This is a genomic window from Streptomyces lincolnensis, from assembly GCF_021173675.1.
Classification (GTDB): domain Bacteria; phylum Actinomycetota; class Actinomycetes; order Streptomycetales; family Streptomycetaceae; genus Streptomyces; species Streptomyces lincolnensis_B.
Map to the genome: position 1 here is coordinate 163,909 of NZ_JAIHON010000002.1, position 26,504 is coordinate 190,412.

Consider the following 26,504-nt stretch of genomic DNA (forward strand, 5'->3'; position numbering starts at 1 on the left):
AGGGGGCGAAAACAGGGGGTCACGTGCTCGCCTGCGTGGCCGCCTCGCGTTGCTCGCGCAGCCGTATCGCGTGCTCGTTCGTCCGTACGTCGTACGTCATCAGCTTCGGCAGGCACAGGGCCAGCAGCCCCACCGCGCCCACGCAGAGCAGACCGCCCGACCAGACCGACGTCCGCACGCCCCACCACGCGGCGAAACCGCCCGAGCGGACCTGGCCGACGGTCGGTCCGACCGAGTACGACAGCAGCTCGATCCCGGCGAGCCGGCCGCGCAGCTCGTCCGGGATCGTCTGGTTCCACATGGCCGCGCGGAAGACCCCGCTGACCATGTCGGCGCCGCCGGCCACGGTCAGGAACAGAAGCACCAGCCATACGTTGCCGGCGAGCCCGGCGGCCGCGATCGCCAGCCCCCACAGCGCGGCCGAGAGGACGACCAGCCGACCGTGCCGGTGGATCCGTGAGGTCCAGCCGCTGGTCACGCTCACCAGCAGCGCTCCGAGCGGGACCGACGCGTACATCAGGCCCAGTGACCACTCGGCGTCCAACTCGTCCGCGAGGAACGGCAGTACGGCCAGCGGCATCGCCAGGAACATCGCGGCCAGGTCGACGGCGTAGGTACCGAGGAGTTCCTTGCGGCTCCACGCGTACCGGGCGCCCTCGGCGATGGCCTTCAGCGACGGCTTCGCCGCCTCGTGGGAGGCGGGGGAGGCCGCGATGCGTACGACGAGGACGACCGAGACCACGAAGGTGAGCAGGTCGGCGCCGTATGCCCAGCCGAGCCCCGCGTAGGCGACCACCACGCCGGCCAGCGCCGGGCCCGCGACCCCGCCGAGCGTCCAGCGGAAGGAGTTCAGGGCGGCGGCCGCCGGCAGGTGGTCGTGGGCCACGATCCGCGGCCAGAGCGAGTCCAGCGCGGGGCGCTGCACGGAGACCAGGGCGGAGGACAGGGCGGCGACGACGTACAGCGGCCAGATCGCGGGTGTGGGGAGCAGCGCGTTCAGGAGCAGGGCCGCGGAGAGCAGGCCCTGGCCGATCTCCGTCCACACGATCAGTTTCCGCTTGTCCCAGGCGTCCGCCAGCGCCCCGCCGTACAGCCCGAACACCACCAGCGGGATCAGCTCCACGGCCCCGATCGCGCCCACCGCCGCGGCCGACCCCGTCAGTTCCTTCAGCTGGACCGGCAGCGCGACGAAGGTGAGGAAGCTGCCGAAGTTCGAGATCAGCCCCGAGAACCACAGCCGTCGGAAGTCGCGCGACGCCCGCCAGGGAGCGAGGTCGGGCAGCAGGGCGCGCAGGCCTGACGGGGGTTCGGGGGTGTCATCGGTCACGAAGGGCCATGGTCGGGGGAGGGCCCCTCGTGGGCAACAGGTTTTCGGTGGAGGGGGGCTTAGCGGCGGGTGCGGGTTACCAGCGGGGCGGTGGTGGTGCCGTCAGGATTTCCGCCAGCTGGGAGAGGCGGTCGCGCAAGCGGCGGCGGCCCCGGGGAGCGGGCACCGCGTTCTCGCCGGCCGCCGCGCTCACCAGGTGCTGCACGGTGTCCAGGTCCAGCTCCGCCCCGTCCGGCACGGCGAGGGTCTCGTGGGCCATCGCCGCGAGCTCGCCCGTGTCGCCGCCGAGCGCCAGTACCGTCGCCCCGGCCCGGCGGGCGTCGTGCACCCGTTCCAGCAGCGGGGCGCCCGGCCCCTCGGGCGAGACCACCAGCAGGGTCTCGCCGCGCCGGGCCGCGGTCAGCCGCCCGGGGCCGACGGCCAGGTGCGCCGGGTCCGAGGGGCGCGCGTCATGGCGTACGAGAGTCGGCGCCAGCTCCGGCATGCCCGACCAGGCCGCCTCGTCGACCAGATGGGCCGCCAGATGCCACGGCTCGTAGTCGGGGGTGCCCACGAGCAGCAGTCCGCCGCCGTGCGACACCACCGAACCCCTGAGCGCGCCCGCGAACCGGCGGGTCTCCCCCAACCACTCGGTCCCGGCGAGCACTTCACGCAGCAGCGCTACCCGTACGGCGTCCATGGGCCCGCATCCTGCCGCAACCGGCCCCCTTCCGGCCCGCCGTTCGCCCCGAATTCGCCCGACCCGGGTACTCCGGCGACCGTGCCGCGGCTCACCTGGACGCGGGGGGTGGGAGAGGCGGACGTACAGTCGGGCCATGACCTCTACCTCTCCCGATGGTGCACAGCAGCCCGCCGAGACTCCCGCGAAGGCCCCCGCCAAGGACCCCTGGGACCTGCCCGACGTCTCCGGGCTCGTGGTCGGCGTGCTCGGGGGCACCGGCCCGCAGGGCAAGGGCCTCGCCTACCGGCTGGCCAAGGCCGGCCAGAAGGTGATCATCGGCTCGCGGGCCGCCGACCGCGCGCAGGCCGCCGCCGACGAGCTCGGCCACGGCGTCGAGGGCGCCGACAACGCCGAGACCGCCCGCCGCAGCGACATCGTGATCGTCGCCGTGCCGTGGGACGGCCACGGCAAGACCCTGGAGTCCCTGCGCGAGGAACTGGCCGGCAAGCTCGTCGTCGACTGCGTCAACCCGCTCGGCTTCGACAAGAAGGGCGCCTACGCGCTCAAGCCGGAGGAGGGCAGCGCCGCCGAGCAGGCCGCCGCCCTGCTGCCCGACTCCCGGGTCACCGCCGCCTTCCACCACCTGTCCGCGGTGCTGCTCCAGGACCCGGAGATCGACGAGATCGACACCGATGTGATGGTCCTCGGCGAGGTGCGCGCCGACGTCGAGATCGTGCAGGCGCTGGCCGGCCGCATCCCCGGCATGCGCGGTGTCTTCGCCGGGCGGCTGCGCAACGCCCACCAGGTGGAGTCGCTGGTCGCCAACCTGATCTCGGTCAACCGCCGGTACAAGGCGCACGCCGGGCTGCGTGTCACGGACGTCTGAGTCCATGGGGGACACTGGACGGCGTCAGCGGTGTCCCCCGACAGGAGCTTTGTGACATGCCCCGCCTCGCCCTCTACGCCCTCGTCGTCTGCGTCCTCGCCGTGGCCGCGGCGGTCGTCTCCTTCGCCAAGGGCAGCTTCCTGGGGATCGTGTGGGTGCTGCTCGCGGGGCTGTCGTCCAACATGTGCTGGTACTACCTGAAGCGGGAGAAGGTCAGGAAGTCCGTCACGGGCTGATCTGGCAGTACTGGTTCGACTCCTGCCAGAAGCGGTACAGGTCCTGGCCGCAGTACGTCTCGAAGTCGGTGATCCCCAGGCCGCTCAGGATCGAGTCGATCACGTCGAAGAACGCGGTGTTGACCGCCGGCAGCCACAGCAGCGCGAACACGAACAGCAGGCCGAACGGCGCGAACGGCTCCACCTGGCGCCTGAAGTTGTACGACAGCCAGGGCTCGATGACGCCGTAGCCGTCCAGGCCCGGCACCGGCAGGAAGTTCAGGATCGCGGCCGTGACCTGGAGCAGCGCGAGGAAGGCCAGCGCGAACCGGAAGTCCCGCGGTACGCCGTCCAGCGCGTCCAGCCAGAACGGGGCCGTGCAGACGAGCGCGAACAGGACGTTCGTCAGCGGGCCCGCCGCCGAGATCAGGCTGTGCCGCCAGCGGCCCCGGATGCGGTTCCGCTCGATGAAGACGGCGCCGCCGGGCAGACCGATACCGCCCATGATCACGAAGATCACCGGCAGCACGATGCTCAGCAGGGCGTGGGTGTACTTCAGCGGGTTGAGGGTGAGATAGCCCTTCGCGCCGATCGAGATGTCACCGCTGTGCAGGGCGGTGCGCGCGTGCGCGTACTCGTGCAGACAGAGCGAGACGATCCACGCGGCCGTCACGAACAGGAACACGGCGACGCCGGGCTGCTCGGCGAACCCCGTCCAGGTGGCCCAGCCGGTCACCGCGGTGACGGCGAGGATCCCGACGAAGACCGGGCTGATCCTCCGGTCGCTGTGGCGGGTGGTCGCGGTGGTCATGGGGCTCCCTGGACAGTCGTGCACGCGGTGGGACGGGGGTGGGGCAGGGGTGGGACTGCCCGACCGTACCGGGCGTACGGGGAAAACGTCTCGCGGGGGGCCGGAGGTTCCGTGGAAGGTGGGGGCATGGGGTTTTGGCACGTGTTCTGCGCGGACTGGCGGGCGGACTGGCAGAGGGAGTGCTGCGGTGCGTCCTCCGCCGGCCTTTTCTCCGCCGGGGTTGCCGCCGGCCGAGACCCTCCCCGGCACCCGCCCCTCTACCCCCCCGGTTCCCGCCGCACCGCTGGAACTCCGTGACCGGCCCGGACAGCTCCGGAGACAATGGATCCCGTGCGCTATCGCATCCTCGGTACCACCCAGGCACTACGACCCGACGGGGCGCCCGTCCCGGTCGGTGGGGCGCGGCTGCGTGCTCTGTTGACCGTGCTGGCGCTGCGGGCGGGCCGTACCGTACCCGTGAACCTGCTGGTCGAGGAGGTGTGGGACGGTGATCCGCCCGCCGACGCGCCGGGTGCGCTCCAGGCGTTGGTGGGCCGTCTGAGACGGACGCTCGGCGCGGAGGCGATCGCGTCGGTGGAGGGCGGTTACCGGCTCACCGCCTCGCCCGACGACATCGACCTGCACCGCTTCGAGCGGCTGGTCGAGGAGGGCACGCGCGCGCTGGCCGACGGCGACCCCGCCAAGGCGGCCGTCGTCCTGGACGACGCCCTCGCCCTGTGGCGTGCCCCGGCCCTCGCCGACCTGCCCGACCGGACCGCCGAGGCGGCCCGCCGGGACACCCGGCACCTGGACGCCCTGCGCGCCCGCCACACCGCCGCCCTCGCCCTCGGCCACGCCGAGCAGGCCCTGCCCGAACTCACCGCCCTGTGCGACACCCACCCGCTGGACGAACCCCTCCAGGCCCTGCGCCTGCGGGCCCTGCGCGACGCCGGACGCGCGGCGGAGGCGCTGGCCGCCTACGAGGACGTACGCCGGCTCCTCGCGGACCGGCTCGGCGCGGACCCCGGACCGGAACTGAGGGACCTGCACGGGGAGTTGCTCCGACCCGGAACCGGCCCCGGGACCGGCCCCGGGGGCACCCGGCCCGCCGGGCTCGCCGCCCCCGGCGGGGGTGCCCCGGCCCCGCCGCCCCGCGGCAACCTCCGCGCCCGTCTCACCTCCTTCGTCGGCCGGGAGTCCGACATCGAGGTCATCCGGGGCGACCTCGCGGCGGCCCGGCTCGTCACGTTGCTCGGGCCCGGCGGGGCCGGGAAGACCCGGCTGTCGCAGGAGGCCGCGGAGCAGGAGGCCGCGCGGACCGCGCGGGACACCGCACGCGACGGCGTCTGGCTGGCCGAACTCGCGCCCGTGGACGACCCCGAGGCGGTCCCGGAGGCCGTACTCACCGCCGTGGGGGCCCGCGAGACCGTGCTGTACGGCGCCGGCGCCGAGGCGATGCGCGCCGGGGGCGAGCGCCACGACGACCCCGTGGAGCGCCTCGCCGAGCACTGCGGCCGGCGGCGCATGCTGCTGATCCTGGACAACTGCGAGCACGTCGTGGACGCCGCCGCCCGGCTCGTGGAGGAGCTGCTGGAGCGCTGCCCCGGCCTGACCGTGCTCGCCACCAGCCGCGAACCCCTCGGCGTACCGGGGGAGTTGCTGCGTCCCGTGGAGCCGCTGCCCGAGCCGGTCGCGCTGCGCCTGCTCGCCGACCGGGGCGCCGCGGCCCGGCCCGGATTCCGGGTCGAGGACGACCCCGAATCGTGCGCCGAGATCTGCCGGCGCCTCGACGGGCTGCCGCTCGCCATCGAGCTCGCGGCCGCCCGTCTGCGCATGCTGACGCCCCGCCAGATCGCCGAGCGGCTCGACAACCGTTTCCGACTGCTCACCTCCGGCAGCCGTACCGTCCTGCCCCGCCAGCAGACCCTGCGGGCCGTCGTCGACTGGTCCTGGGACCTGCTGGACGACGGCGAACGGGACGTGCTGCGGCGGCTGTCCGTCTTCGCGGGCGGCTGCGACCTGGCCGCCGCCGAGGCCGTCTGCGGACCCGGCGCGCTGGAGGCGCTCGGCTCGCTGGTCGACAAGTCCCTCGTGGTGGCCGCCCCTTCGGGCGACGGCGCGATGCGCTACCGGCTCCTGGAGACCGTCGCCGAATACGCAGGCGAGCGCCTCGACGAGACCGGCGCGCGAGCCGGGGCCGAGCGCGCGCACCTGACGTACTTCCGTGAACTCGCCCGCGCCACCGAGCCGTTGCTGCGCGGCTCCGCCCAGTTCGAGGCCATCGGGCTGCTGGAGCGCGAGTACGAGAACCTGCGCACCGCCCTGCGCCACGCCGTCACCGGCCGGGACGAGCAGGAAGCGCTGTGCCTGGTGCTGTCGCTGTCCTGGTACTGGCAGATGCGCGACCTGCGCGTCGAGGCCCGCCACTGGTCCCGCGAGGTGCAGACCCTCGGCCCCGACCCGTTCGCCGAGCCCGTCCGCCGCGCCGAAGCGGTGTGGCAGCGCTGCACGGACACCCCGCCCCCGTGGACCGGCGAGGTCCTCGCGGAGGCCCGCCGCGGTCTCCATCTCGTCCATCTCGCCTGCATGGACACCGAGTTGGACGCCTGGCAGACCCCGCGGGCGCAGGCGAAACTGCACGCCATCGCCGAGACCTACGAGCCGGGTCTGCCGCAGACCTGCCGCACCCCCGGCATGCTCTGGTTCTACGCCCTGATGCTCACCGGGAACATGGAGCGGCTGCGTGACGTCATCACCGCCACCGTGGAGACCAGCCGCAACACGCCCGGCTACGACTGGGAGCTCGGCGCGGCCCTCCAGATGCGGGCCAACATCTCCGCCCAGCGCCCCGACTGGGCGTTCGACGCCCCCCGCGACGCCGACGAGTCGCTGCGGATCTTCGAGCGCCTCGGCGACCTGTGGGGAGCCGCGGAGGCCCTCGCCGCCCGCAGCGAGGCCCATGAACGCAGGGGCGAGTGGGAGGCGGCGGTCACCACTTACCGGGCCGCGATCGACTACGCCGAACGGCTCGGCGCGCACGCCCAGGTGGCGGTGTTGCGCGCCCGGCTGGGCAGCGCCCTGATCGAGACCGGGGAGCACGAGCGCGGCGAGAACCTGCTGCGCGAGGTGATCGCGCAGCAGGACGGCGCGCGCAACGACGCGATGCCCGCAGCCCGGCTGTTCCTCGCCGGCCGGCTCGGGATGTCCGGCCGTGTTCCCGAGGCGCGCGAGCAACTCCGCCTGCTGCGGGAGGAGTTCAGTATCGCCTACTTCGTCCTCTTCGACGCCTTCATCCTCGGCTCGGAGGGCTGGCTGGAAGCCGTCGATGGCCGCTACGAGGAGTGTCTGGACCTCACCCGCCGGGCGCTGGAGCAGGCCTCGGACCCGCTGGCCCTGGCCGTCGCTCCCTATATGCGCACCATGTACCTGCACACCGCCGCCCTCGCCCTCGCCGCCGTCGAGGACGGCCGCCGGGCGGACGACGGTGCCCGCTGCCTCGGCGCCGCGGACGCGCTGCTGCCGTCCGCCCATGTGCCGACGTTCATCGAGCGCGAGGTGCGCGGCAAGGCGGTCCTGGCGCTGCGTGCCGTACTCGGCGACGACGCCTACGAGGAGGCGTACGCGCAGGGCGGCGGTCTCTCCCCCGAGGAGGCCACCGCCCTGCTGTGACGCGCGCACCGGGGTGCACGAACGTCAGTTCTTGGTACGGAACTTGTGGATCGCGACCGGCGCCATCACCGCCGTGATCGCCACCGACCAGCCGATGGTCACCCACAGGTCGTGCGCGACCGGGCCGCCCACCATCAGCCCGCGGGCCGCGTCGGCGAGCGTGGACAGCGGGTTGTAGTCGGTGAAGTGCTGGAGCCAGCCCGGCATGGAGTCGGTCGGCGCGAAGATGGACGAGCCGAACTGGAGCGGGAACAGCACCAGGAAGCCCATCGCCTGCACGGACTGCGCGTTCTTCAGGATCACGCCCAGGGTGAGGAACACCCACATGATCGAGGAGGCGAACAGCGCGGACAGCCCCACCGTCGCGAACAGGCCGGGCCAGTTGGTGATCTCGAAGCCGACCAGCACGGAGACGATCATCAGGACGGTGGTGGCGAACAGCATCCGCCCCAACTCCACCGTGATCTTCGCGAACAGCACCGAGCCGCGGCCGATCGGCAGCGACCGGAAGCGGTCCATCACGCCGCTGTTGAAGTCCTGGCTGAAGCCCGTGCCGACGCCCTGGGACATCGTCATGCTCATCATCGCCAGCATGCCGGGGATCACGTACTGCACGTACGCGTCCTGGCCGCCGCCGAGGGCCTGGCCGATCGAGCCGCCGAAGACGTACACGAACAGCAGGGTGAACACGATCGGCATCAGCAGCGCGTCGAACATCGACTCGGGGTCCTGCCGGATCCACAGCAGGTTGCGCCGGATCAGGGCGCCGGTGTGCCGCAGATGGCCGCGCAGCGGGATACGGGCGTCCGCGGCGAGCGCGGGAGCGGTGGTGGCGGTGGCGGTGCTCATACGGCGACCTCCTGGCGGTCGTCGGTGGGTACGGCGTCCTGCGGGGCACTGGCTCGGTGGCCGGTGAGGGACAGGAACACCTCGTCCAGGCTGGGCAGTTCGGTGGTGATCGAGGAGAGCGTGATCCCGCGTGCGGTGACCGCGCCGACCACGGCGGTCAGCTGTTCGTCGCTGAGGATCGGCACGAGGACGTCGCCGCGGTCGGTGTCCACCGTGGTGGTGGCGAGTCCGGTGATGCCCAGCTCGTCCAGCGCGTCGGCGAGGGGGCGCAGGCGCAGCGGATCCGCCGGGCGGATCCGCAGGGCCCGGCCGCCGACCTTCGCCTTCAGCTCCTCGATGGCGCCGCCCGCGATGACCTGGCCGCGGTCGACCACCGTCAGCTCCGAGGCGAGCTGCTCGGCCTCCTCCATGTACTGGGTGGTGAGCAGCACGGTCACCCCCTCGCCGACCATCCGCTTGACCTCGTCCCACACCTCGTTGCGGGTGCGCGGGTCCAGGCCGGTGGTCGGCTCGTCCAGGAACAGCACCGCCGGGCGGCCGATCATCGACGCGGCCAGGTCCAGCCGGCGCCGCATGCCGCCCGAGTACGTCGACGCGGGGCGCTTGGCCGCGTCCGTGAGCGAGAAGCGTTCCAGCAGCTCGTCCGCCCTGGTGCGGGCCTCCTTGCGGGGCAGGTCCAGCAGCCGGCCGATCATGTACAGGTTCTCCCAGCCGGGGAGCTTCTCGTCCACGGACGCGTACTGGCCGGTGAGGCCGATCACCCGGCGCAGCTGCCTCGGCTGTCGTACGGCGTCGTAGCCGGCCACGGTGGCGTGGCCCGCGTCGGGGGCGAGCAGCGTGGACAGGATCCTGACGAGGGTCGTCTTTCCGGCCCCGTTCGGGCCGAGCACCCCCATCACCGTGCCCTCGCGCACGTCCAGGTCCACGCCGTCCAGTGCCTTGGTCTCGCCGTAGTGCTTGACCAGTCCCCGTACGGAGACGGCGGCACTTCCGCCCTCGGGGTTCTTGTCGATTCGCGTCATACCGAGGACGGTCCCACCCCCCACCGACAAACCACCGACAGGTCGCCGACAGGGGGTGCCGGGGGAGGTCGTAGGCCGGCTGCGGGTGGGTGGGGGCTGGTCGCGCCCGCGCGGCGGTAGCCGCATATTCAGCACAGCCCCGCGCCCCTGGGTCTTTCAGCCCGTCCGGCGTTTGAGGACGAGGCCCCTTCAGGGCCGACAGGGGGGTCTGGGGGCGCAGCCCCCAGGGTTGGGACGGGTAGGGGCGGCGGGGGCGAGGAAACGAAACGGCAGCCCGCCGACGGGGGAAGATCGGCGGGCTGCCTCTGTGCCGCGATGGCTCAGTGGACGGAGTGCTCCTCCAAGGGGAACGTTCCGCCGACGACGTCCTCCGCAAACGCCTTCGCCGCGTTGCCCATGAGCGAACGGAGATCGGCGTACTGCTTGACGAACTTGGGAACGCGTCCGCCGGTCAGACCGAGCATGTCGGTCCAGACCAGGACCTGCGCGTCGGTCTCGGACCCGGCGCCGATCCCGACCGTGGGGATGTGGAGCACCCGAGTGACCTCGGCGGCCAGCTCCGCGGGAACCAGCTCCAGCACGACAGCGAACGCGCCCGCGTCCTGCACGGCCTTCGCGTCCCGCAGCAACTGCGCCGCCGCCTCCTCACCACGCCCCTGCACGCGGTAGCCCATCGCGTTGACGGACTGCGGGGTGAGCCCAATGTGGGCCATGACGGGGATCCCGGACTCGACCAGCAGTTCGATCTGTCGGTGGGACCGCTCGCCGCCCTCCAGCTTGACGGCACCGACCCCGGCCTCCTTCACCAGCCGGGTCGCCGAGCGCAGGGCCTGCACGGGACCTTCCTGGTAGGACCCGAAGGGCAGGTCGCCGACGATGAGGGCGCGCGAGGTGCCCCGTACGACGGCGGCGGAGAGCATGGTCATCTCGTCGAGCGTGACGGGCACGGTGGTCTCGTACCCGAGATGGCAGTTGCCCGCCGAGTCCCCGACGAGCATGACCGGGATCCCGGCCTCGTCGAAGACGGACGCGGTCATCGCGTCGTAGGCGGTGAGCATGGGCCACTTCTCGCCACGTTCCTTGGCGAGGGCGATGTCGCGCACGGTGATACGGCGTGTGCCCTTGCCCCCGTACAGCGCCTTGCTGCCGTCGGAGGGTCCCGTCTTCGCGGTCTGGGCAGCCGAAAGCTGCGTCATTGCAACGGCTCCTTCAGTCATCTCGAGGCGCCCTGACGGCGTCCCCGGATCCCCTCCATGGTGGCACTTCGTGCCAGAGAGGGCCAGAGGAGGTCGGTGTGACCGTTCCGGCAAGCCCTCGGAGACGTAAGACCTCGGTAAAAAAATAAGATACGAGACGGTTCCGTATCGAAATTGACCTAGCCTCGACCGCATGACTACCGCAGTCCCTGAACACCGGATACCGGAGGCGGTGCACCGGCGCCGCTGGGCGATCCTCGGCGTACTGATGCTGAGCCTGCTGATCGTGGTGCTCGACAACTCGATCCTGAACGTCGCCATCAAGACGATCTCCACGCCCGCCCCGACCGGTCTGGGCGCCACCCAGGGCGAGCTGGAGTGGGCGATCAACTCCTACACCCTGGTCTTCGCGGGCCTGCTGTTCACCGCCGGCCTCCTCGGCGACCGGCTGGGCCGCAAGCGGATCCTGCTCGGCGGCCTGGTCCTGTTCGGTGTCGGCTCCGCGCTGGCCGCCTTCTCCGGCTCGCCCGGCGAACTCATCACGTTCCGCGCGGTGATGGGCCTCGGCGCCGCGTTCGTCATGCCCGCCACCCTCGCCGTCCTGATGAACGTCTTCGAGCGCGAGGAGCAGCCGAAGGCCATCGGGATCTGGGCGGGCGGGGTGGGGCTCGCCATCGCCATCGGGCCGATCACCGGCGGTGCCCTGCTCGCGCACTTCTGGTGGGGCTCGGTCTTCCTCATCAACGTGCCGATCGTGATCCTCGCGGTCGCCCTGATGCTGTGGCTGGTGCCCGACTCCCGCGACCCGAGCCCCGGCCGCCTCGACCCCATCGGTGTCGTGCTGTCCGTCGTCGGCCTGGTCCTGCTGGTCTACGGCATCATCAAGGGCGGCCAGCTCGCCGACTTCACGGACGCCGCCGTGCTCGCCACCATCGGCGCCGGTGTCGCCGTACTCGTCGGCTTCGTGGTGTTCGAGGCGCGCAGCGACCACCCGTCCATCGATGTGACGTACTTCAGGAACAAGGTCTTCTCGGCCGCGATCGCCGCCATCGCGCTGGTCTTCTTCGCGCTGATGGGCGTGACCTTCTTCTCGGTCTTCTACACCCAGAGCGTGCGCGGCTACTCGCCGCTCCAGACCGGTCTGCTGATGCTGCCGCTGGCCGCCGCCCAGATGATCTTCGCGCCGCGGGCCCGGCTGCTGGTCGACCGGTTCGGCAACAGGGCCACCACCACGGCCGGCATGCTGATCATCGCCGCGACCCTGGCCGCGTTCGCCACGCTGGACGCGGACACCCCGATCTGGATCCTGGAGGTCGTCTTCTTCCTCATGGGCGCCGGCATGGCGCACATCATGACGCCGACCAGTGTCGTCATCATGCAGGCCCTGCCCCGCGAGAAGGCCGGTTCCGCCTCCGCGCTCAGCAACACCTTCCGGCAGGTCGGCGGCGCCCTCGGCATCGCGGTCCTCGGCTCGGTGCTGTCCACGGCCTACCGCAACGGCATCGACGGCAGCCTCGGTGCGGTCCCGGCGAGCCTGCGCCACACCGCGGGCGAGTCCATCGAGGCGACCCTCGGCGTCGCGGCGAAGCTCGGCCCGCGGGGTCGGGCCCTGGTCGATCCGGCCAATGACGCGTTCCTGCACGCGATGCACGTCACCGCGCTGTGGGGAGCGGGCGTGGCCGTGCTCGGCGCGATCGTCGTCGCCCGGTATCTGCCGGGCAGGCCGTCGGCGCCCCAGGAGGGCGAGAAGCAGCCGGAGTTGGCGACGACGGCCGAGTAGGGCCCCACGGGCCCACAGGTCTACGGGCCCACAGGTCTACCGGGCTACGGGCCCACGGCCGGGAGCGGAGAGAGAATCGGCACAGGCCACCACCTCCTCCGTAGAAGGGACGCAGTGAACGTGAACAGCCTCGCCGACCCGCCCGCGACGAGCGGCTCGCCCAAACCCGAGGGCGGCGCCACCCGCGGCAGGCCCCGCAGCGAGGGGGTGGAACGCGCCGTACTCGAAGGCGTGGTGAAGCTCCTGGAGGAGGGGGTGCCGTTCGCGGAGCTGTCCATCGAGCGCATCGCCCGTACCGCCGGAGTCGGCAAGGCCACCATCTACCGTCGCTGGAGCGGCAAGGAGGAGCTCTTCGTCGACGTCGTGCGCTCCGCCGAACCGCCGGATCCGGTCCTCCCCGGCACCTCGATGCGCGACGACCTCGTCGCCTCCCTCGAACAGGTGCGCGAGCGCGGGGTGCTGGCCCGGACCTCGGCGCTCCTGCACAACGTCCACGCCCAGATGAAGAGCAGCCCGAAGATCTGGGCCGCGTACCACGCGAGCGTCGTCGAGCCGCGGCGCCGGCTCCAGATCGAGATCCTGCGCCGCGGACAGCGCGAGGGCGAACTGCGCACCGACCTCGACGTCGAGCTGATGATCGACATGGTCATCGGCCCCATGCTCCTGCGGACCGTCATGCGTCCCGACGCCGATCTCCCCGACGGACTCGCCGAACAGATCGTCGACTCCGTCCTCGAAGGGCTCCGCCCCCCGGGCTCACCGCCCGTCAGCTGACGGGCCGCCAGTTCCCCGTCCGTCAGTTCCGCGCCACCGTAGGACCGAATGTGCGCGTTTCGTCACAGCACGCGCTTTCCCCCTCCGTAATCGGAACTCGCCGCGCCGACTTGTACGTCCTCGTCCAGGTACGGCCGTCCCAGGACGGCAGGATCAGGGCCGATCATCCCCTAGGGTCGTAGAACACGAGGGGATAACGGTGTGCACGGCAGGCAGTGAGGCGACGCGGTATGGCGCAGCAGGCGTACATGACGGAGACGGACAACGGCGGCTCGGGACCCGAGCGCCGCGGGAACCGGATTCGGCGCCTGATGAACCGGCTGACGAACCGCCTGGTGACCGGCTGGCGCGGCGATCCGCGGATCTGGCGCCGGGGGCTCGTCCTCACCGCCGTCGCGGTCGTGGTCGCCCTCATCATGCTGCTGCACGCGCAGATCCCGAACGCCGTCGGCAACCTCGGCAGCCTCGTCGAGACCTTCCTGCCCTGGCTGGGACTGTGCGTCCCGGTCCTGCTGCTGCTCGCGCTGTGGCGCAGGTCGGCGACCGCGCTGATCGCCGTCGTGCTTCCCGCGGTCGTGTGGCTGAATCTCTTCGGCGGGCTCCTCACCGACAAGGCGGCCACCGGCGGTGACTTCACCGTGGCCACGCACAACGTCAACGCCGACAACCCCGACCCGTCCGACACCGCCCGTGACGTGGCCGCGTCCGGCGCCGACGTCGTGGCCCTGGAGGAACTGACCACCTCGGCGGTCCCGGTGTACGAACGGGCACTGGAGTCGACGTACAGGTACCACTCGGTGCAGGGCACCGTCGGCCTGTGGAGCAAGTACCCGATGACCGGGGTCAGGGCCGTCGACATCAAGCTCGGCTGGACGCGCGCCATGCGGGCCACGGTGGCCACGCCCGAGGGGCCGGTCGCGGTCTACGTCGCCCATCTGCCGTCGGTGCGGGTCAAGCTGGAGGCCGGGTTCACCGCCCGGCAGCGCGACAAGAGCGCCGACGCGCTGGGCGAGGCCATCGCCGACGAGAAGGTGGCCAGGGTCGTCCTGCTCGGCGACCTGAACGGCACGATGAACGACCGCTCCCTGAACGCCGTCACCGCCCAGATGCGCTCCACGCAGGGCGCGGTGGGCAGCGGCTTCGGGTTCAGCTGGCCGGCGTCCTTCCCGATGGCCCGCATCGACCAGATCCTGGTCCGGGGGATCGAGCCGGAGAGCTCCTGGACGCTGCCGGAGACCGGGAGCGACCACCTGCCGGTCGCCGCACGTGTGAACCTCACCACGTCATCGTGACCTGACCAGCCGGAATACCGGCCCCTGGGGACTTTGTTCCGCACTTGAACATACGCTTCAAGCACGGACCTCCGCTCTCCCCTGAAAGGCACAGGTTTTCTTCATGCCCCTGGCTCTGCTCGCTCTCGCCGTGGGCGCCTTCGGCATCGGTACCACCGAGTTCGTGATGATGGGCCTCCTGCCCGACGTCGCCGCCGACCTGAACATCTCGATCCCCGAGGCCGGTCACCTGGTCTCCGCGTACGCGCTGGGGGTGGTGATCGGCGCCCCGCTGCTGGCCGCGGTCACCGCGCGCATGTCGCGTCGCAAGGTCCTGATCGGCCTGATGGTCCTCTTCGTCGCCGGCAACGTGCTGTCCGGCTTCGCCCCCGACTACCACTGGCTGCTGGCCGCCCGCTTCGTCAGCGGTCTGCCGCACGGCGCCTTCTTCGGCGTCGGCGCCGTCGTCGCCACCACACTGGTCGCGCCGGAGCGCAAGGCCCGCTCCGTGTCGCTGATGTTCCTCGGCCTGACCGTCGCCAACGTCGCGGGCGTGCCCGTGGCCACGCTCATGGGACAGCACATGGGCTGGCGGGCCACCTTCGTCGGCGTCGGCACGATCGGCCTGGCCGCGATCGCCGCGCTGGCCCTGCTGATCCCGCACGACCACGCGCACGCCCCGCGCGTCGGCGTCCGCCGCGAACTGGCCGCGCTGACCTCCCTCCCGGTCTGGCTGGCCCTCGGCACGACGGTCGCCGGCTTCGGCGCCCTCTTCGCCGCCTACAGCTACATCACGCCCATGCTCACCGACGCCGCCGGCTACGCCGACGCCAGCGTCACCCTCCTGCTCGCCCTGTTCGGCGTCGGCGCCACCGCGGGCAACCTCCTCGGCGGCCGCCTCGCCGACCACTCGCTGCGCGGCACCCTCTTCGGCGGCCTGATCTCCCTGGTGGCGGTGCTGGCCCTCTTCCCGCTGCTGATGTCCTCGGCGTGGAGCGCGGCCCTGGCGGTCGTCCTCCTCGGCACGGCGGCCTTCGCGACCGGCTCCCCGCTCCAGCTGATGGTCATGGAGAAGGCGTCGTCCGCCCCGTCCCTGGCCTCCTCCGCCAACCAGGCCGCCTTCAACCTGGCCAACGCCGGCGGCGCCTGGATCGGCGGCCTCGCCATCGCCGCGGGCTTCGGCGTGACCTCCCCGGCCCTCGCGGGCGCGGCCCTCGCCGTCCTCGGCCTCGCGGTGGCCGGAGCGGCGTACACCGTCGACCGCCGCCGGGTGCCCGCGTCCACACCGGGCCGCGAACGGATCGTCGCCTCGCACGTCCCGCGGGACGTGGAAGCGGTGCGGTGACGTGGAAGCGGTGCGGTACTGACACCGGCACTGACCCCTGTGCGGACCCCTGTACGGGATACGACGCGGGGCCGACGGTTCGTCACCGTCGGCCCCGCGTCGGCGTGTTGGGGGGGCGGGTCGGTCAGAGGCTGGTGAGGAGGTCGTCCAGCGGGGCGGGCACCCGCTCCGGTTCGAGGGCCTCGACGAGGAGACGGCCGTAGCGGATCTTGCGGCCCTTCTTCGTGCCGAGGAAACGGCGCAGCTGCTGGTGCCGGGGGCGGCCGTCCTGGGCGGGCTGGCGCAGGAAGGTCTGCCAGGCCCGCAGGTCGCCCTCGTCCCGGACGATCTCCTCGACCCGTGCCGTGCCCAGCGCCCGGATGAGCTCGTCCTCCAGGTCCGCGACGCACACGAAGAAGTCCCGGTACGGCGCCCCCGCCCGCTGCAGGCCCCGTTCGTAGAAGGGCTCCTCGCGTACGTCGCACAGCCCGGCCAGACGTAGACCGAGCCCGGGCGGGCCGAGGAGTCCGGCGTAGCGGCCGACGTTCATCGCCCCGCCCATCGACAGCACGCACACGCCCTCGGAGGCGAGATCCCGGCCCCGCCGCTCGGCCAGCGCCTCGACGGCCGCGAGGTCGCTCAGCCCCTCCAGCAGCACCGCCGTCCGCACACCCAGCCGCACGGCCAGCTCACCGGCCTCCCCGCCGCAACCGCCGCCCGCCCACTCACCGACCGCGTCCCGGAACGCCCGCATGTCCGCCATGCAGCGAGTCTGTGCCATCCCGGACGCCACGGCACGGAATTTTCTACGGCTCCGTCGTCTGCGTCTTCTCTGGCTTCCACGGTTTCTACGGCTCCGTCGGCGAGGCGGTGTCGGCCTCGACCTGGTGATCGGCCCAGACGTAGCTCTCGGGCAGCAGGTCGGCGATGGGCACGGCCCGGACGCGATCGCCCCGGCCCACGACGACCTTGACGGCGGGGAAGTAGTCGAGCAGCACCTGGCGGCACCGGCCGCACGGCGGGACGACCCCTCGATCACGGTCGCCCACGGCGACGACGGTGTCCAGCTCGTACACCCCCTGGGCGGCGGCCGCACCGATGAGGACCAGCTCCGCGCAGGGTCCGCCCGTGAAGTGGTAGGCGTTCACCGCGGTGACGATCCGGCCGTCGGGAGCGCGGCCCGCCGCCGCCATGGTGTGGTTGTCGCCCCGGCAACGCGTGCGCGCCACCTGGGCCGCGGCCTCGACGAGTTCCCGGTCGCCGGGCCGGAGCGCCGAGGTCATCCGGTCATGCCTCCGGCGAAGGGCGTCGTCCGCCACTGGTCGACGGCCGGGCCCAAGTACTCCAGCAGCGCCGGGAACTGGGGCACGAGGGTGAGGGAGGCGATGGCCCGCAGCATGCCCACGGCGTTCACGAAGCGCAGGACGTCCTCGTTCAGCGGCCGCATGCCGTTGCGCCGCGCACCGCGGTTGTACGCGGACTCGAGGTCGGGTCCGAGGGCGGCCAGGTCCCATTCGACGGGGCCCAGGGTGACCAGCTCGAAGTCGGCGTAGCGGGGCCCGTCGACGCCGGCGAAGACGTTCGCGGGCGGGGAGTCGCCGTGGACGGGCTGGAGGTCGACGTCGGGGAACGCCTTCTCGAACGCCGCGCGGGAGCGCACGAGAGGCTCCAGCACCCGCCACTCCCGGCGGGCCCGGTCCAGATCGGCCGGAGCGAGCAGGCCGGGACTGTCACCGAGGAGGGCGAGACCGTCGGTGACGAACCGCGGCTCGGCCGCGGACAGGAACGACAGCGGGCCCGGATACGCGCGCATCGCGGCGTGCAGGTCTGCGGTGAGCTCGGAGTTCGCCGCGTAGTCGGGTTCCTTGCCCCGGTCCTCCTCCAGGAACTGCCAGAACGTCATCGAGAACCCGTCCCGCCGAACGGGCTCCGGCGGCACGAGGGGACTCGGCGGAATCACCGGGGTCCCCTGGTCCGCGAGCCACAACGTCACGTCCAGCTCCGCCCGCTGACGGCGCGCCAGGGAGTCGAGGTCGGTGTGGGGCGGCAGGACGGTGGGAACGCGGGCCACGACCGGCGAGGGCGCGAGGTGGACGACGACGGAGAACAGGTCGTGCAGAACCCGGGCGTCCGTCACGGTGAGTCCGAGGTCGCGCGCCGCCCCGACAGCCGCGTCCACCGCGGCGGAGGTACGGCTGGCCATGTCCTGGGGGGTCATTAAGTCGGTCACGACAGTGATCGTCGCACGGTCGCGGAGCGGGCGGACAGAGATCTCCTTACCCTTTTCAACTTATAGCGCGGTGGGGGGCTTGCCGCAAGGCCCAGGTCAGGGCGCACAATCGTCGGCCGATGCCACAACCTGCGGAAATGAGGGCACGCGTGCGTGTGTTGCTGTCGACGGACGAGGGACGACGGACGGGGGACGCGGTGACGTCGGACCGGGTCGGGGGATCGCGATGAGTGAGTCGTACGTGCTGGGTCTTCACGAGGTCGACGAGACGCAGGTCGCGGTCGTCGGCGGCAAGGGCGCACACCTGGGCCGGCTGTCGCGGCTCGACGGCGTCCGGGTGCCGGCCGGTTTCTGCGTGACGACGGACGCCTTCCACCGGGTCGTGGCGCAGGAGCCGTCGATCGACGGCCTGCTCGATCGGCTGGCGCGTGTGGACCCGGACGACCGGGAGGCGATCCGCACGCTCGGCGCGCGGATCCGCGAGGCCGTCGAAGGGATCGCCGTCCCGGACGATCTCGCGGCGGAGATCACCCGCGCGCTCACCCGGCTCGGCGACCAGGCCGCCTACGCGGTCCGGTCCAGCGCGACGGCGGAGGACCTGCCCACGGCCTCCTTCGCGGGCCAGCAGGACACCTACCTGAACGTGGTGGGGCCGGCGGCGGTCCTGGAGCACGTCAGCCGGTGCTGGGCCTCGCTGTTCACCGAGCGGGCCGTGATCTACCGCCTGCGCAACGGGATCGACCACCGTACGGTCCGCATGGCCGTGGTCGTGCAGCGGATGGTCTTCCCGGACGCGTCCGGCGTCCTGTTCACGGCCGATCCCGTCACGGGCAACCGGAAGGTCGCCACCGTGGACGCCGGCTTCGGCCTCGGCGAGGCCCTGGTCTCCGGCCTGGTGAACCCGGACGTCTTCAAGGTCCGGCAGGGCGAGGTGGTCGAGAAGGCGATCGCCGCCAAACAGCGCGCCGTTCAGGCCCTGCCGACGGGCGGTACGCGGGAAGTGGCGATCGACTCGCGGCGGCAGGAGCAGCCGGCGCTGACGGACGCGCAGGTGCTACGGCTCGTGGAGCTGGGGCGGCGGATCGAAGCGGACTTCGGCCGACCGCAGGACATCGAATGGTGCCTGGCCGACGACGACTTCCAGATCGTCCAGAGCCGTCCCATCACGACCCTGTTCCCCGTCCCCGAGACCGGCGACCGGGAGAACCACGTCTACGTCTCCGTCGGCCACCAGCAGATGATGACCGACCCCATGAAGCCCCTGGGGCTCTCCATGTGGCTGCTGACGGCCATGGCGCCGATGCACGAGGCCGGCGGGCGGCTGTTCGTGGACGTCACCCGGCGCCTGTCCTCGCCCGCGAGCCGCGCCGGCCTGCTGGACCTCGTGGGGCGGGGCGATCCGCTGGTCAGGGACGCGCTGGAGACCGTCCTCGACCGCGGGGACTTCGTCCCGTCGCTCCCGGACGCCCCGCCCGGCGGGCCGCCGGCCGGCGGAGCGCCCACCCCGGTCGAGACCGATCCGGCCGTCGTCACCGGGCTGATCGAGCGCAGCCAGGCGTCCATCGCCGCCCTTCGGCGCGACATCGGGGCGAAGACCGGACCGGCGCTGTTCGACTTCCTGCTGGAGGCCTTCGAGGAGCACAAACGCGTCCTCGCCGATCCGCTGAACTTCCGGGCGATCATGGCGGGCATGGAAGCCACCTGGTGGCTCAACGACAAGCTGGAGGAGTGGCTCGGCGAGAAGAACGCGGCCGACACGCTGACCCTGTCCGCCCCGGGGAACGTCACCTCGGAGATGGGACTCGCGCTGCTCGACGTCGCGGACGTGATCCGCCCGCATCCGCAGGTGGTCGGGTTCCTGCGGGACGTGCGGGACGACGGCTTCCTGGACGACCTGGCGAAGCTCCCGGGCGGCACCGAGGCACGCGACGCCATCGAGGCCTACCTCGACCGGTACGGCATGCGCTGCGTCGGCGAGATCGACATCACGAGGCCGCGCTGGCGCGAGCGCCCGAGCACGCTCGTTCCCGTGATCCTCGACAACGTCAGGAACTTCGAGGCGGGCGCGGCCCGACGGCGCTTCGAGCAGGGGCTCCAGGCGGCGCGGAAGAAGGAACAGGACGTGCTGTCCCGCCTGCGGGCCCTGCCCGACGGGGAGCGGAAGGCCGACGAGGCCAAGGCCATGATCGACCGGGTCCGCACCTTCATCGGGTACCGCGAGTACCCGAAGTACGACATCGTCAGCCGCTACTTCGTCTACAAGCAGGCCCTGCTGGCGGAGGCCGGGCGCCTGGTGGAGGCGGGCGTGCTCGCGGAGAAGGAGGACGCCTTCCACCTCACCTTCCAGGAACTCCACGACGTGGTGCGCTCGAACCGGGTGGACGAGGAGCTCATCCGGCGCCGCAAGGACGCGTACCGGTCGTACCAGGCACTCACCCCGCCGAGGGTGCTCACCTCGGACGGCGAGGCGCTCAACGGGGCGTACCGGCGCGACGACGTGCCGGCCGGCGCCCTGGTCGGCCTGCCGGTCTCCGCCGGGACCGTCGAGGGACGGGCCCGCGTCGTCCTCGACCTGGCGGACGCCGATCTCGAAGCGGGCGACATCCTGGTCACCACCTTCACGGACCCCAGCTGGTCGCCGCTGTTCGTCGCGGTCGCGGGCCTGGTGACGGAGGTGGGCGGCCTGATGACCCATGGCGCGGTGATCGCCCGCGAGTACGGCCTGCCGGCCGTCGTGGGCGTGGAGGGCGCCACCCGGCTGATCCGGGACGGGCAGCGGATCCGCGTGCACGGCACCGGGGGGTACGTCGAGATCCTCTCCTGACCGGTCACCCCGACCCGGCGGCCTCCGCGCAGGTCACAGGGACTCCCGCCACCCGTTGGTGATCGGCAGCCGCCTGTCCTTGCCGAAGCCCTTCGCGGAGATCTTCGTGCCCGGCGGGTACTGGCGGCGCTTGTACTCGGCGGTGTCGACCATGCGGAGGGTCTTGGCGACCAGCGCGGGGTCGAAGCCGGCGGCGACGATCTCGTCGGCGCCCTTGTCGCGGTCGACGTAGAGCTCCAGGATCGCGTCCAGGACGGGGTAGTCCGGCAGCGAGTCCGTGTCGACCTGGCCGGGGCGGAGTTCCGCGCTCGGGGGCTTGGTGATGGAGTTCTCGGGGATCGGCGGGGTCTGGCCCCGCTCCGCCGCCGCGCGGTTGCGCCACTCGGCCAGGCGGAAGATCCACGTCTTGTAGACGTCCTTGATGGGGCCGTAGGCGCCCACCGAGTCGCCGTAGAGCGTCGAATAGCCCACCGCCAGCTCCGACTTGTTGCCGGGGGCCAGGACGATGTGGCCCTCCTGGTTGGAGATGGCCATCAGCATGGTGCCGCGCAGCCGGGACTGGAGGTTCTCCTCGGCCAGCCCCGTCAGCCCCAGCGACCCCATGTACGCGTCGAACATCGGCTCGATCGGCACCGTGCGGAAGTTGAGGCCCGTGCGGCGGGCCAGTTCCGCCGCGTCGCCCTTGGAGTGGTCGGAGGAGTACTTCGAGGGCATCGAGACGCCGTAGACGTTCTGTGCGCCCACCGCGTCGCAGGCGATCGCGGCGACCAGGGCCGAGTCGATACCGCCGGAGAGGCCGATGAGGACGGAGGTGAAGCCGTTCTTGGTGACATACGCCCGCAGGCCCACGACGAGGGCCGAGTAGACCTCCTCGTCGTCGTCCAGGCGGTCCGTGTAGGAGCCGGTGTGCTCCGGCTCGTAGGCGGGGAGGGGCTCCTCGGAGAGGATGACGCGGTCGATGCGCAGGCCGTCGTCCACCACGCCCGTCGGGGCGTCGGGGGAGGCGGCCGGGAGGTCGAGGTCGAGGACCACGCAGCCCTCGGAGAACTGCGGGGCCCGCGCGATCACCTCGCCGTCCCGGTCGACGACGATCGAGTCGCCGTCGAAGACCAGCTCGTCCTGGCCGCCCATCATGGCGAGGTAGGCGGTGGTGCAGCCCGCCTCCTGGGCGCGCTTGCGGACCAGCTCCAGGCGGGTGTCGTCCTTGTCGCGCTCGTACGGCGAGGCGTTGACGGAGAGCAGCAGGCCGGCCTCGGCGGAGCGGGCCGCCGGGACGCGGCCGCCGTCCTGCCAGAGGTCCTCGCAGATGGCGAGGGCCACGTCGACGCCGTGCACCCGCACCACCGGCATGGTGTCGCCGGGCACGAAGTAGCGGAACTCGTCGAAGACGCCGTAGTTGGGCAGGTGGTGCTTGGCGAACGTCAGGGCCACCTCGCCCCGGTGGAGCACCGCGCCCGCGTTGCGCGGGGCGCCGGCCGGCTGGCCGAACCGGGGCTGGGCGGACTCGGAGCGGTCGAGGTAGCCGACGACCACGGGCAGTTCCCCGAGGCCCTCGTCGGCGAGCCGGCCGGCCAGCGTGCGCAGGGCCGTGCGGGAGGCGTCGACGAAGGACGACCGGAGAGCCAGGTCCTCGACGGGATACCCGGTCAGCACCATCTCCGGGAACGCCACGAGATGCGCTCCCTGCTCGGCGGAGTGCCGGGTCCAGCGGAGGATCGTCTCGGTGTTCCGGGCGATGTCGCCGACGCGCGAGTCGATCTGGTTCAGGGCGAGACGTAGTTGAGGCACGCGTTCAGTGTAATCGTCAGAGCGACGCGATGGGGTGAGGGGCCCTCCGGTATCGCCGGTATCACAGCCCGCCCCGGCGGCGCGTAGCACAGCCCGCCTCCGGTCGCCCGTGTTCCGGCGGAAAGCGGGCTCCCGTCCCACCTCCTGCGATACGACTGGCCGTGACGAAGGAGGAGCAGTGAGTGACTGGCTGTTCGTCGCCGCCACCCTGACCGTAGGCGCCATCAGCAACACCCTGTTCGCGCTCGCCCGCTCGCACCGGCTGCGCGTCCGGGCACGCGAGCGCGCCCGCCTCCCGACGGCACCCCGTCGGGAGGCGGGCGCACCGGCACAGTGCCCCGCCGCCGGGGTCAGCGGCGGTACGACTCCACGTAGCCGCGCGCGGGTGTCCCCACGCCGGTGACGTCGTCGTAGCCCTTCACGGCCTGGAGCGAGCTGTCCTTGCCCAGGGTGCGGACCGAGGTGGCCAGGCCGCCGGTGGCGTCGTAGCCGTTGACGAAGTCGACCCGGGCCACGGCGAGGCCGGAGCCCGTCGGGTTGTCGGTGACGTCGTGGTAGAGCTTCGAGCCGTACTTCGCGTAGATGGCCGGGTTGGCGAAGCCGATCGGCCTGCCGCCCGCGGCCTCCTGCGCGAGAGCCTGTACGGCCGCGATCACCGGCGCGGCGAGCGAGGTGCCGCCGATGCGGTACTCGTCGTATGCCTGGGTCTTCCCGTCCGGCAGGGTCTGCGTCTGGCCGACCAGGAACCCGGTGTTGGGGTCGGCGACCGCCGCGATGTCCGGGACGACCCGGTTGCCCTCGGCGTTGTTGGCCTGGGCGAGCGCGTCCGGGACGACGCCCTTCTGGTAGTCCGGCTCGGCGACGGACTTGCTGGTGCCGCCGCCCGCGCCCGAGGTGAAGGCGCCCGGGAAGTCGGCCCAGCTCTTGCCGTCGTCGGAGAGCGCGGCCTTGAGCGTGCCCCAGCCGGTCTCCCACTGGTACGTGTCGCGCTCGCCGACCGCCAGGGACGTGCCGCCGACCGCGGTCACCCAGGCGGAGCTGACCGGGATGTCGACCTGCTTCGTACCGGAGCTGGCGGCCTCGTCGCCGTCGTCGCCGGAGGAGAAGTAGAAGCCGATGCCCTCCACCGCGCCCAGCTGGAAGACCTGGTCGTAGGCGGCGGCGATGTCCGGGGTCCCGGCGGACTCCACCTCGCCCCAGGAGTTGGAGACGATGTCGGCCAGGTGGTTGTCGACGACCTTGCCGAGCGCGTCCAGCAGATCGGCGTCGGTGCAGGACTGGGCGCCCACGTAGGTGACGTCGGCGGCGGGCGCCACCGCGTGCACGGCCTCGACGTCGAGGGTCTCCTCGCCGTACCAGCCGGCCGCCGAGCAGTCCTTGGTGTTCGTGTACTTCGCGGGCAGCGCCTGGTGCAGCTGTCCGGTCTTCCACGCGGCGTCGCCGTGCTTCTTGGCGTAGGTGGCCGCGTCGTAGGCGATGGTCGGCGAGGCGTAGGCGTCGGTGATGGCGACGCGCACGCCCTTGCCGGTGCGGGTGCCCGCGCCGTACGCGGCCCGCAGCTGCTTGCCGGTGTAGCCCTTGACGGCGTACGGGATCTTGCCGCCGTAGGCGTCCGGCAGGGTGCTCGCGGTGTTCGAGCCGTAGTACGAGGAGAACGGTCCGGCGTTGCGGAACACGGTCTCCGGCGGCGGCAGCTGGTCGTCGTGGCTCAGCAGGTGCGGCGCGTTGTCCAGGCCGGTGACGGTCAGGACGGCGCCGTCCAGGCTCTCCGGGGCGGAGGCCGCCTTCGCCGGGGCGCGATAGGTCGCGGAGCCCTTGGCGTAGTTGTGCAGCTGGGTGCCGAAGGCCTTCTCGGCGGCGGCCACGTCACCGCTGACGGCGACGTAGTGCTCGGTGACGTCCGTGACCTTCAGGCCCGCCGAGGTCAGCCAGGACTTCACCGCCGCGACCTGGGCCGCGGTCGCGCCGAAGCGGGCCTTGGCCTGCCGGGCGCCGAGGTACTTGCCGTACGACGCGGAGGCCGGGTCGGACACGGCCTTCGCGTACGCGGCGAGACCGGCGGCGTCCCGGCCGGCGAGGTAGACCCGGGCGGAGACCCGGCTGGCGTCGGAGGCGGCGCCCTTGTCCGCCTTGGCCGTGGCCCAGGCGGGCTTGGTGCCCGACAGCGTCCGGCGGGCCGGGGCGTCCGCGGCGTGGGCCGCGGGTATGCCGAGCGCCAGCGCACCGGCGAGCATGGGCAGTGTCGCCGCCATGCTCACCCCGGCGCGGACCGTGGCGCGGTTGGATCTCATGGAACCCCCTGGTGTGGTTCGTCGCGAGTGATCACTCGACGGTGGCCACTCTCGCGACGAACCGTTCACGCCAGGGGAATGCCGATGCCAAGAAGGCCCCAATTAACCCGACGGCAAGGCCAATCAAAGACCATTCAACGGTTAAGGCGGTACCAACACCGAGGGTTATCCCGCTATGGGGAGCCGTCGGGGACGGCCGCCGTCAACGCGCCTTCGCACCCCGCTCCTTGAGCATGCCCGCCATCAACGAGATCTCCGACTCCTGGCCGTTGACCATGCCCTGCGCGAGCCGCTTCTCCACGCCGACCGAGCACTTGTCCACGCAGCTCTGGGCCATGTGGATCCCGCCCTTGTGGTGGTCCGTCATCAGCTGGAGGTAGAAGACCTCGGCCTGCTTGCCGCTGAGCGTGTTCAGCTTCTTCAGCTCGCTGTTGGTCGCCATGCCCGGCATCAGCGCCCCGTCCTTGCCGGCCGGCATGCCGCCCATGCCCATCCAGGACATCGGCGACTTCGCGGACACCTTCGGCAGTCCCCACAGGTCGAGCCAGCCCAGCAGCATGCCGCGCTGGTTGGCCTGCGTCTGCGCGATGTCGTACGCCAGTCGCCGCACCTCCACGTCGTCGGTGCGGTCGCGCACGATGTACGACATCTCCACGGCCTGCTGGTGGTGCACCGCCATGTCGCGGGCGAATCCGGCGTCCGCGGACTCGGCGGTCGGGGTGCCGTCTCCGGAGCCGCTGTCCTCGGCGACGGCATAGGTGATCGCGCCCGCCGCGACGAGCACCCCCGCCACGGCCACGGCCACCCCCGCGGACCTCACTGCGACAGACCGTTCGTGCACGCCGCGCCCGGCTCGGGCGTCTGCTTGCCCTGGACGTACTGGGCGAAGAACTTGTCCACGTTCGGGTCGTCGGCGCCCGTCACCGTGCGCTGGTGCCCCCACGCGGACAGCATGATCGGGGCCGCCTGCTTCTCGTCCGGGCTCATCAGGGTGTACGGCGTCTGCTTCACCTTGGCCGCGAGCGCGTCCACGTCGGCCTTCTTCGCCTTGTTCGTATACGTCACCCACACCGCGCCGTGCTCCAGGGAGTGCACGGCGTTCATGTTGTTGATCGCCTTGGTGTAGACGTCGCCGTTGCAGTTCATCCAGACCTGGTCGTGGTTGCCGCCGACCGGCGGTTCCATCGGATACTTCACGGCCTTGGCGACGTGGGTCTGGCCCAGCTTGCCCTTCCAGGTCTTCACGCCGTCCGAGCCGGTGGTGAAGCTCCCGGAGATCCCGGCGTCGCCGGTGGGCTTGGAGTCGGCGGCGGTGCCGGAGTCGTCGTCGGACTGCGAGTTCACCAGCACCGCGCCGCCCACGACGAGACCGATGACGACCACCACGCTCGCCCCGATGGTGAGGGCGCGGTTGCGGCGTTCCCGAGCCCGCTCGGCACGCCGCATCTCCTCTATTCGCGCCTTGCGGTCCGCGTTGCTGCTGTTCTTGGCCGAGCCCATGCGATGTCCTTCAGGGGGAAAGGGGGCGGTCGTGTGGGCTGATCGTAATGGGGAGAGAAAGAACACCCGTAGGCCGGTCACAGGAATGGCCGAAGATCGGGGTCCGG

Annotated in this window: 22 protein-coding genes; 9 read left to right on the top strand and 13 right to left on the bottom strand. The window is 71.9% G+C overall.

Going from position 1 to position 26,504, the window contains the following annotated elements; all coding sequences use genetic code 11:
• Positions 1-19: 19 nt before the first annotated feature.
• Positions 20-1,327 carry an MFS transporter gene (locus tag K4B79_RS04315; RefSeq protein ID WP_232024888.1) on the bottom strand — a complete coding sequence of 436 codons (1,308 nt, stop codon included), beginning with the start codon at positions 1,325-1,327 and terminating at the stop codon, positions 20-22.
• 76 nt (positions 1,328-1,403) lie between these two features.
• Positions 1,404-2,006: a hypothetical protein gene (locus tag K4B79_RS04320; RefSeq protein ID WP_232024889.1), complete on the bottom strand. Its 603-nt coding sequence runs from the start codon at positions 2,004-2,006 to the stop codon at positions 1,404-1,406.
• A 136-nt stretch (positions 2,007-2,142) separates the two neighbouring features.
• Here K4B79_RS04320 and npdG point away from each other — a divergent pair, with 136 nt between their 5' ends.
• Positions 2,143-2,874 carry an NADPH-dependent F420 reductase gene (gene npdG / locus K4B79_RS04325; RefSeq protein WP_232024890.1) on the top strand — a complete coding sequence of 244 codons (732 nt, stop codon included), beginning with the start codon at positions 2,143-2,145 and terminating at the stop codon, positions 2,872-2,874.
• A gap of 56 nt (positions 2,875-2,930) precedes the next feature.
• Positions 2,931-3,110, top strand: coding sequence for a hypothetical protein (locus K4B79_RS04330; RefSeq protein WP_232024891.1), 180 nt, complete (start codon positions 2,931-2,933; stop codon positions 3,108-3,110).
• Here the strand turns inward: K4B79_RS04330 and K4B79_RS04335 are convergent.
• Positions 3,100-3,900, bottom strand: coding sequence for a site-2 protease family protein (locus K4B79_RS04335; protein WP_232024892.1), 801 nt, complete (start codon positions 3,898-3,900; stop codon positions 3,100-3,102). The genes K4B79_RS04330 and K4B79_RS04335 overlap by 11 nt on opposite strands.
• Before the next feature lie 321 nt (positions 3,901-4,221).
• On the opposite strand from K4B79_RS04335, the gene K4B79_RS04340 reads away from it, so the two are divergent.
• On the top strand, positions 4,222-7,548 hold the full coding sequence (locus K4B79_RS04340; protein WP_232024893.1) for an AfsR/SARP family transcriptional regulator: 3,327 nt from the start codon (positions 4,222-4,224) through the stop codon (positions 7,546-7,548).
• A gap of 24 nt (positions 7,549-7,572) precedes the next feature.
• Here the strand turns inward: K4B79_RS04340 and K4B79_RS04345 are convergent, their stop codons facing one another.
• The 3 genes from K4B79_RS04345 to panB form a co-directional block, all read right to left on the bottom strand.
• On the bottom strand, positions 7,573-8,397 hold the full coding sequence (locus tag K4B79_RS04345) for an ABC transporter permease (protein WP_232024894.1): 825 nt from the start codon (positions 8,395-8,397) through the stop codon (positions 7,573-7,575).
• Complete coding sequence (locus K4B79_RS04350; RefSeq protein ID WP_232024895.1) at positions 8,394-9,419, bottom strand: ATP-binding cassette domain-containing protein; 1,026 nt, start codon at positions 9,417-9,419, stop codon at positions 8,394-8,396. The genes K4B79_RS04345 and K4B79_RS04350 overlap by 4 nt, the downstream gene beginning before the upstream one ends.
• A gap of 320 nt (positions 9,420-9,739) precedes the next feature.
• On the bottom strand, positions 9,740-10,615 hold the full coding sequence (panB, locus tag K4B79_RS04355; protein ID WP_232024896.1) for a 3-methyl-2-oxobutanoate hydroxymethyltransferase: 876 nt from the start codon (positions 10,613-10,615) through the stop codon (positions 9,740-9,742).
• A 193-nt stretch (positions 10,616-10,808) separates the two neighbouring features.
• Here panB and K4B79_RS04360 point away from each other — a divergent pair, with 193 nt between their 5' ends.
• From K4B79_RS04360 to K4B79_RS04375, 4 genes are all read left to right on the top strand, one after another.
• Positions 10,809-12,395, top strand: coding sequence for an MFS transporter (locus K4B79_RS04360; protein ID WP_232024897.1), 1,587 nt, complete (start codon positions 10,809-10,811; stop codon positions 12,393-12,395).
• Positions 12,396-12,509: 114 nt separating this feature from the next.
• The gene (locus K4B79_RS04365; protein WP_374208418.1) at positions 12,510-13,169 is read left to right on the top strand and encodes a TetR/AcrR family transcriptional regulator; all 660 of its coding nucleotides are present in this window, start codon (positions 12,510-12,512) and stop codon (positions 13,167-13,169) included.
• Between the two features lie 311 nt (positions 13,170-13,480).
• Positions 13,481-14,461 (top strand): endonuclease/exonuclease/phosphatase family protein, encoded by a 981-nt coding sequence (locus tag K4B79_RS04370; protein WP_374208430.1) that lies wholly within the window; start codon positions 13,481-13,483, stop codon positions 14,459-14,461.
• 103 nt (positions 14,462-14,564) lie between these two features.
• Complete coding sequence (locus K4B79_RS04375) at positions 14,565-15,785, top strand: MFS transporter (RefSeq protein ID WP_232024899.1); 1,221 nt, start codon at positions 14,565-14,567, stop codon at positions 15,783-15,785.
• A gap of 124 nt (positions 15,786-15,909) precedes the next feature.
• Here the strand turns inward: K4B79_RS04375 and K4B79_RS04380 are convergent, their stop codons facing one another.
• The 3 genes from K4B79_RS04380 to K4B79_RS04390 form a co-directional block, all read right to left on the bottom strand.
• Complete coding sequence (locus K4B79_RS04380; protein WP_232024900.1) at positions 15,910-16,527, bottom strand: TOPRIM nucleotidyl transferase/hydrolase domain-containing protein; 618 nt, start codon at positions 16,525-16,527, stop codon at positions 15,910-15,912.
• Positions 16,528-16,612: 85 nt separating this feature from the next.
• On the bottom strand, positions 16,613-17,047 hold the full coding sequence (locus K4B79_RS04385) for a cytidine deaminase (RefSeq protein ID WP_232024901.1): 435 nt from the start codon (positions 17,045-17,047) through the stop codon (positions 16,613-16,615).
• Positions 17,044-17,994, bottom strand: coding sequence for a phosphotransferase (locus K4B79_RS04390; protein ID WP_232024902.1), 951 nt, complete (start codon positions 17,992-17,994; stop codon positions 17,044-17,046). The genes K4B79_RS04385 and K4B79_RS04390 overlap by 4 nt, the downstream gene beginning before the upstream one ends.
• 226 nt (positions 17,995-18,220) lie before the next feature.
• On the opposite strand from K4B79_RS04390, the gene rph reads away from it, so the two are divergent.
• On the top strand, positions 18,221-20,818 hold the full coding sequence (rph, locus tag K4B79_RS04395) for a rifamycin-inactivating phosphotransferase (RefSeq protein ID WP_232024903.1): 2,598 nt from the start codon (positions 18,221-18,223) through the stop codon (positions 20,816-20,818).
• 33 nt (positions 20,819-20,851) lie between these two features.
• Here the strand turns inward: rph and K4B79_RS04400 are convergent, their stop codons facing one another.
• Entirely contained in the window at positions 20,852-22,606 is a 1,755-nt protein-coding gene (locus K4B79_RS04400) for an NAD+ synthase (protein WP_232024904.1), read from the bottom strand.
• Positions 22,607-22,784: 178 nt separating this feature from the next.
• Between K4B79_RS04400 and K4B79_RS04405 the strand changes: the two genes are divergently transcribed.
• Complete coding sequence (locus K4B79_RS04405; protein WP_232024905.1) at positions 22,785-23,009, top strand: hypothetical protein; 225 nt, start codon at positions 22,785-22,787, stop codon at positions 23,007-23,009.
• On the opposite strand, the gene K4B79_RS04410 is transcribed toward K4B79_RS04405, so the two are convergent.
• From K4B79_RS04410 to K4B79_RS04420, 3 genes are all read right to left on the bottom strand, one after another.
• Complete coding sequence (locus K4B79_RS04410; RefSeq protein WP_232024906.1) at positions 22,957-24,897, bottom strand: S53 family peptidase; 1,941 nt, start codon at positions 24,895-24,897, stop codon at positions 22,957-22,959. The two genes, K4B79_RS04405 and K4B79_RS04410, sit on opposite strands and share 53 nt — an antisense overlap.
• A gap of 202 nt (positions 24,898-25,099) precedes the next feature.
• Positions 25,100-25,702 (bottom strand): DUF305 domain-containing protein, encoded by a 603-nt coding sequence (locus K4B79_RS04415; protein ID WP_232024907.1) that lies wholly within the window; start codon positions 25,700-25,702, stop codon positions 25,100-25,102.
• A gap of 11 nt (positions 25,703-25,713) precedes the next feature.
• The gene (locus K4B79_RS04420; protein ID WP_232024908.1) at positions 25,714-26,397 is read right to left on the bottom strand and encodes a DUF3105 domain-containing protein; all 684 of its coding nucleotides are present in this window, start codon (positions 26,395-26,397) and stop codon (positions 25,714-25,716) included.
• Positions 26,398-26,504: the final 107 nt, after the last annotated feature.

Excerpts from the sequence above, each read along its gene's own strand:
- K4B79_RS04360 (WP_232024897.1), top strand. The coding sequence starts at position 10,809 with ATGACTACCGCAGTCCCTGAACACCGGATACCGGAGGCGGTGCACCGG.
- K4B79_RS04380 (WP_232024900.1), bottom strand. The coding sequence starts at position 16,527 with ATGGCGGACATGCGGGCGTTCCGGGACGCGGTCGGTGAGTGGGCGGGC.
- K4B79_RS04370 (WP_374208430.1), top strand. The coding sequence starts at position 13,481 with ATGAACCGGCTGACGAACCGCCTGGTGACCGGCTGGCGCGGCGATCCG.
- panB (WP_232024896.1), bottom strand. The coding sequence starts at position 10,615 with ATGACGCAGCTTTCGGCTGCCCAGACCGCGAAGACGGGACCCTCCGAC.
- rph (WP_232024903.1), top strand. The coding sequence starts at position 18,221 with ATGAGTGAGTCGTACGTGCTGGGTCTTCACGAGGTCGACGAGACGCAG.
- K4B79_RS04345 (WP_232024894.1), bottom strand. The coding sequence starts at position 8,397 with ATGAGCACCGCCACCGCCACCACCGCTCCCGCGCTCGCCGCGGACGCC.
- K4B79_RS04375 (WP_232024899.1), top strand. The coding sequence starts at position 14,565 with ATGCCCCTGGCTCTGCTCGCTCTCGCCGTGGGCGCCTTCGGCATCGGT.
- K4B79_RS04350 (WP_232024895.1), bottom strand. The coding sequence starts at position 9,419 with ATGACGCGAATCGACAAGAACCCCGAGGGCGGAAGTGCCGCCGTCTCC.
- K4B79_RS04410 (WP_232024906.1), bottom strand. The coding sequence starts at position 24,897 with ATGAGATCCAACCGCGCCACGGTCCGCGCCGGGGTGAGCATGGCGGCG.
- K4B79_RS04340 (WP_232024893.1), top strand. The coding sequence starts at position 4,222 with ATGGATCCCGTGCGCTATCGCATCCTCGGTACCACCCAGGCACTACGA.
- K4B79_RS04385 (WP_232024901.1), bottom strand. The coding sequence starts at position 17,047 with ATGACCTCGGCGCTCCGGCCCGGCGACCGGGAACTCGTCGAGGCCGCG.
- K4B79_RS04420 (WP_232024908.1), bottom strand. The coding sequence starts at position 26,397 with ATGGGCTCGGCCAAGAACAGCAGCAACGCGGACCGCAAGGCGCGAATA.
- K4B79_RS04335 (WP_232024892.1), bottom strand. The coding sequence starts at position 3,900 with ATGACCACCGCGACCACCCGCCACAGCGACCGGAGGATCAGCCCGGTC.
- K4B79_RS04330 (WP_232024891.1), top strand. The coding sequence starts at position 2,931 with ATGCCCCGCCTCGCCCTCTACGCCCTCGTCGTCTGCGTCCTCGCCGTG.
- K4B79_RS04320 (WP_232024889.1), bottom strand. The coding sequence starts at position 2,006 with ATGGACGCCGTACGGGTAGCGCTGCTGCGTGAAGTGCTCGCCGGGACC.
- npdG (WP_232024890.1), top strand. The coding sequence starts at position 2,143 with ATGACCTCTACCTCTCCCGATGGTGCACAGCAGCCCGCCGAGACTCCC.